Source organism: Ectopseudomonas oleovorans (assembly GCF_003052605.1).
Lineage (GTDB): Bacteria > Pseudomonadota > Gammaproteobacteria > Pseudomonadales > Pseudomonadaceae > Aquipseudomonas > Aquipseudomonas oleovorans_A.
This window is the reverse complement of record NZ_QASO01000015.1, coordinates 1-4,776: the sequence shown is the minus strand read 5'-3', so window position 1 is coordinate 4,776 and position 4,776 is coordinate 1. Positions and strand designations below refer to the sequence as shown.

Annotated in this window: 5 protein-coding genes and 1 pseudogene; 5 read left to right on the top strand and 1 reads right to left on the bottom strand. The window is 63.9% G+C overall.

Annotated features, from left to right (window positions below; translation table 11 throughout):
- Window positions 1-146 precede the first annotated feature (146 nt).
- The 3 genes and pseudogenes from DBO86_RS02815 to DBO86_RS02805 form a co-directional block, all read left to right on the top strand.
- Window positions 147-299: pseudogene (locus tag DBO86_RS02815) on the top strand (CPXCG motif-containing cysteine-rich protein); the annotation flags it as partial.
- Entirely contained in the window at window positions 299-559 is a 261-nt protein-coding gene (locus DBO86_RS02810; RefSeq protein ID WP_108232928.1) for a putative signal transducing protein, read from the top strand. The pseudogene DBO86_RS02815 and the gene DBO86_RS02810, both read left to right, overlap by 1 nt.
- A 27-nt stretch (window positions 560-586) precedes the next feature.
- Window positions 587-1,204, top strand: a complete 618-nt coding sequence (locus tag DBO86_RS02805; RefSeq protein WP_108232927.1) for an SOS response-associated peptidase — start codon at window positions 587-589, stop codon at window positions 1,202-1,204.
- A gap of 93 nt (window positions 1,205-1,297) precedes the next feature.
- On the opposite strand, the gene DBO86_RS02800 is transcribed toward DBO86_RS02805, so the two are convergent.
- Window positions 1,298-3,424 carry a methyl-accepting chemotaxis protein gene (locus DBO86_RS02800; RefSeq protein WP_108232926.1) on the bottom strand — a complete coding sequence of 709 codons (2,127 nt, stop codon included), beginning with the start codon at window positions 3,422-3,424 and terminating at the stop codon, window positions 1,298-1,300.
- Window positions 3,425-3,618: 194 nt separating this feature from the next.
- Here DBO86_RS02800 and DBO86_RS02795 point away from each other — a divergent pair, with 194 nt between their 5' ends.
- Together DBO86_RS02795 and tnpB are read left to right on the top strand one after the other, a co-directional pair.
- Window positions 3,619-4,440: a M48 family metallopeptidase gene (locus DBO86_RS02795; protein WP_108232925.1), complete on the top strand. Its 822-nt coding sequence runs from the start codon at window positions 3,619-3,621 to the stop codon at window positions 4,438-4,440.
- A 198-nt stretch (window positions 4,441-4,638) separates the two neighbouring features.
- Window positions 4,639-4,776 (top strand): IS66 family insertion sequence element accessory protein TnpB (tnpB, locus tag DBO86_RS27020; protein WP_341865931.1); only part of this gene is annotated, 138 nt, incomplete at its 3' end.

Genomic DNA, 4,776 nt, shown 5'->3' with positions numbered 1-4,776 from the left:
GAAAAACGTAGGCGAGGCAGCCAGTGCAATACCGATGGCGGCCCCGCAAAAACAGCCGAAAAAGCGTAGTTTACGTGTTGTAAGTGAGTATTTTGAGGATGTTTTTAACGCAGCAATGGCAACGCAGGTAGTTTTCAACAGCCTGCTATTGCGGTGAGTCGGCCGAGGCGCTGCTGGATCTGTCGGGTGGTGATCAGTCCTACATCGAAGACTGTCCGGTATGCTACCGGCCGATCGAGTTCGAGCTGCGTACGGACGGCACCGTGTGGGAATTGGACGTTCGCGGGGAGAACGACTGATGCAACGAATCTACGAACCGGAAAACCTGCTGGAAGGGCAGATGCTGGTGGACATGCTGGCCAGTGAGGGCGTCGAGGCGCACCTGCTCGGTCAGCATCTGGTCGGTGCGGTGGGGGAGTTACCGGCGTGCGGCCTGCTTGGTTTGGTCGTCGCTGAGCCGTACGTCGAGCGGGCACGGACGCTGATCGCTGAGTACAATGCGGCGCAACCTGTGCCTGGCGATGAGCCAGAGTCCTTTCAGGGCGTGTTGCTCTGTTGACGCGCCCCCTGCCTGTCGAGTCGTTTCATGTGCGGACGTTATGCCCTGTTCCGCTGGTCGCCCGCTTTTGCGGCGTTGCCCGGCTTTCCCGCTGACCAGAAGCCGCACTGGAACCTGGCGCCCAACGGTCGGGTGCTGATGTTGCGTGCTGGCGAGCAAGGGCCGCAAGCGGCCGCGGCGCGTTGGGGGCTGACGCCGGCCTGGCTCAAGGATCTGTCCAAGACCCCGGCCCATGCCCGCGCCGAAACCCTGGCCGAGCAGCCGATGTTCCGTGAGCCCTTTCGCCAGCGCCGCGCGCTGCTGCCGGCCAACGGTTTCTATGAATGGCGCGGGGGCGCGCGCAAGCGGCCTTACTGGATGAGCAACGGTGAGCCGCTGATGTATTTCGCGGCGTTGTGGGAGCTTTATCCGGTGGGCGGGCAGGAGTACCTGAGCGTGGCGCTGATCACTCAGGCGGCCGCCACGCTGCGCCGCCCGTTGATTCTTAACGAGCATGAACAGGCGCTGTGGCTGAGCAACGATACGTCACCTGAGCAGTTGGCCGCATTGCTGGCCAAGCCGCAGGTCGCGCTGCGTGAGCGCGCCCTGGCGACGTTGGTTAACGACCCGAAGCTGGATGCGCCGGAGTGTCTGACGCCAGCTTGAGCCTCCCTTGGGTGTCGCGGGGCCGCCCACGCTGTGCGCACCGCGGCTGGCCAAGAACCTGTGCACGCAGCGCACCCTACCTGATGAAGTCCCTTAGACCTTGAACTGGTTGATCAGCCTGTGTTGCTGTTCGGCCAGCTTGGTCAGTTGGGCGCTGGCCTGGCTGGCTTCGTCGGCACCGCTGGCCACCTCGTTGGCGACCTGGCCGATATTGGTGACGTTGCGGTTGATGTCTTCGGCTACCGCGCTCTGTTCCTCGGCAGCGCTGGCGATCTGCGTGTTCATGTCGTTTATCACCGACACCGCCTGGGTGATGGACTCCAGCGATTGAGCGGCCTGGTTGGCGTGCTCCACGCTGTCGTCGGTCTTGCTCTGGCTCTGCTCCATCACCTTGACCACTTCGCGGGTGCCCTGCTGCAGTTGCTGGATCATGTTCTGGATTTCTTCGGTGGCTTGCTGGGTCTTCTGCGCCAGGTTGCGTACCTCGTCAGCAACCACGGCGAAACCACGGCCTTGCTCGCCGGCGCGGGCTGCCTCGATGGCGGCATTGAGGGCGAGCAGGTTGGTCTGCTCGGCAATGCCGCGTATGGCGACGAGGATGGCGTTGATGTTCTCGCTGTCCTTGGCCAGGTTCTGTACCACGCCCACGGCGCGGCCGATCTCGCTGGCCAGTGCGGCGATGGCCGCCGAGGTTTCCTGCACCACCTGCTTGCCCTGATTGGCCGCCTGGTCGGCGTGGTTGGCGGCTTCGGCGGCATGGGTGGCGTTGCGCGCGACGTCCTGGGCGGTGGCGGTCATTTCGTGCACGGCGGTGGCGACCAGCTCGATCTCGGCCAGTTGCTTCTGCACGCCCTGGTTGGTGCGAATGGCGATGTCCGCCGTGTGCTCCGAGGAGTCGCTGACCTGCTGCACCGACGTGACCACGGCGGCGATCATGCTTTGCAGTTTGGCCAGGAAGGCGTTGAAGCCCGCCGCGATCTGCCCCAGTTCGTCCTTGCGATCGACCTGCAGGCGTACGGTGAGGTCGCCTTCGCCCTTGGCAATATTGTCGAGCATGCCGACCATCTGCCGCAGCGGGCGGGCGATGCCGTAGCCGACCAGCCAGACCACCAGCAGCCCGAGGCCGGCAATCAGCAGACCCACCAGGGCCATGCCGAGGGTGTCCTCGTGCGCCTGTGCGGCGAGGTCGGACTGCAACTGCTGCAGTTCGGCGAACACCGCCGAGGTGGGCAGGGCGATGGCCAGGGTCCAGCGCGTCGAGGTGCCGGCGACCTGGAAGGGGTAGAGTAGCTCGAACAGCTGCTGGGCCTCGTTGTGACGCACGATGGGGTGGTTGTCGCCGCCTTTGAGCGCCTGCAGCAGGTCCTCCGGCAGCACCCGCGAAGCCGGTTGGCTGATCAGCGCGGCGTCCTGGGTTGCGGCAATCAGGGTGCCGTTGGCGGCCACCAGCGCCAGTTCGCCGGCCCCGCCATATAGTTCGCCCTTGACCTGCTCCAGCAGGCCCTGGATGAAATCCAGCGCCAGGTCGTTGCCCACCGCGCCGAGGAAGCGCCCGTCGACCACGATGGGCGCGTTGAAGGAGGACACCAGTACCTGCTTGCCACCGAAATCATAGGCGGCCGGATCGATGACGCAGGGCTGCTTGCTCTGTTTCGGGCACAGGTAGTACTCGCCCTCGCGCACGCCGGTCGGCAGGCGCTTCTCGCTCTCCATCTGTTCGGCGGTCAGCGGCAGTACCTTGAAGGCGCCGCCCTCGCGGTACCACCAGGGCATGAAACGTCCGGTCTGGTCGTAGCCCTCGGCCTCGCGTCCGGCGTAGTTTGCGTCGTCCTGGTCGAAGGCGTTGGGCTCCCAGCCGATGAAGAAGTCCAGCAAGTCGGGGTTGTCCTGCAGATAGCTGACCAGCAGCGAGGACAGCTCCTCGCGGCTCAGCTGCAGCCTTTCATTGCCCGGAGCCATTCGCGCGTTCAGCGTGGCCACGGACTTGGCCAGGGTCATGGGCGCCTCGAACTGCCGCTGCAACCGACCGACCTGGGCCTCGGCGAGCGCTACCAGGCGCTGTTCGATGACCTGCTGCAGCAGGCCGCGGGTGTTTTCTTGCACCACCTGCTGGGTTCGCCCATTGGCGAACAGGGCGTAGAGTACCAGCGCAACCACCACGGCCAGTACGCTCGCTCCGGCGAGAAAGGCAACGGAAAACTGGATGGATCGGAACTTCATGGGGGCTCCCCGGCTCAATGTGTCCACCAAGGGATAGCGGCAAGGGCGCAGCGTAACTTTAATCGCTTGGCGCAAACGGCATGGTCGATGACGCTTTCAGCGGGAAAAAGCGTGCCAGAGATGCGCAACCGCTGTGGTTGCCCGGACCGGGGGCGAGGCCTAGCATAGTGATTCCGATTCTAGGAGATGGCTCGATGAGTAAGGCTTTTTACCTGAGTGGCCTGGCTGCAGCACTGGTGCTGGCCGGTTGTCAGGCCGTCAACACCACCAGCGGCGGTGCGGTGGGCGTGGAGCGCAAGCAGTACATGTTCAGCATGCTGTCGGCCGAGCAGGTCAACCAGATGTACGCGCAGTCCTATCAGCAGACGTTGAGCGAAGCATCGAGCAAGGGTGTGCTGGACAAGACCAGTGCCAATGCCAAGCGTCTGCAGACCATTGCCGGGCGACTGATTCCGCAGGCACCGCGTTTTCGCCCGGATGCCGCCAACTGGCAGTGGGAGGTCAACCTGATCAAGAGCCCGGAGCTCAATGCCAACTGTGGGCCGGGCGGCAAGATCATTTTCTACAGTGGCATCATCGAGAAGCTGAAGCTGACCGATGACGAGATCGCCGCGATCATGGGCCACGAGATGGCGCATGCACTGCGTGAGCACAGCCGCGAGGCGATGTCCAGGGCCTATGGCATCGAGATGGCCAAGCAGGGAGCCGGCGCCCTGCTCGGTCTCGGCGAGAGCGGCCTGGCCCTGGCCGACGCCGTGGTGCAGTACAGCCTGACCTTGCCCAACAGCCGCAGTAACGAGAACGAGGCCGACCTGATTGGCCTGGAGCTGGCAGCTCGTGCAGGCTATGACCCCAATGCAGCCATCAGCCTGTGGCAGAAGATGGAGGCCGCCGGTGGTGGTGCACCGCCCGAGTTCATGAGTACCCACCCGTCGTCCAGCAGCCGGATCGCCTCACTGCAGGCGGCGATCCCCAAGGTCATGCCGCTGTACGAGCAGGCCAAGGCCGGGCGTTAATTTCGGGCCAGGAAACGGCGCGGCGTGATTGTTCACGGCGCGCCGTTTGCGTTTCAGGGCAGGGCGGTTTCGGCAAGTGGACGGGTTTGCAGACCCAATTGAGCGCGGAAGCTTTGTATGCGCTCCATAGACCCCATCTTCAACTGACCTCTCCGTATCCCGGATGCTGGGCTCCCTATTTTCCCGTGGAGTTCCGTCATGATGCGTCCCGACGCCAAAGTGCAGAAGGTCTATCTCTACCCAAAGCCCGTCGACTTCCGCAAATCCATCAATGGACTGGCCGCGCTGGTCGAGCTGGACATCAAGGTGGAGGTGTTCAACCCGGTGCTGTTCGTG

Coding starts and splice junctions, on each gene's coding strand:
- DBO86_RS02810 (WP_108232928.1), top strand. CDS start 299: ATGCAACGAATCTACGAACCGGAAAACCTGCTGGAAGGGCAGATGCTG.
- DBO86_RS02795 (WP_108232925.1), top strand. CDS start 3,619: ATGAGTAAGGCTTTTTACCTGAGTGGCCTGGCTGCAGCACTGGTGCTG.
- DBO86_RS02805 (WP_108232927.1), top strand. CDS start 587: ATGTGCGGACGTTATGCCCTGTTCCGCTGGTCGCCCGCTTTTGCGGCG.
- DBO86_RS02800 (WP_108232926.1), bottom strand. CDS start 3,424: ATGAAGTTCCGATCCATCCAGTTTTCCGTTGCCTTTCTCGCCGGAGCG.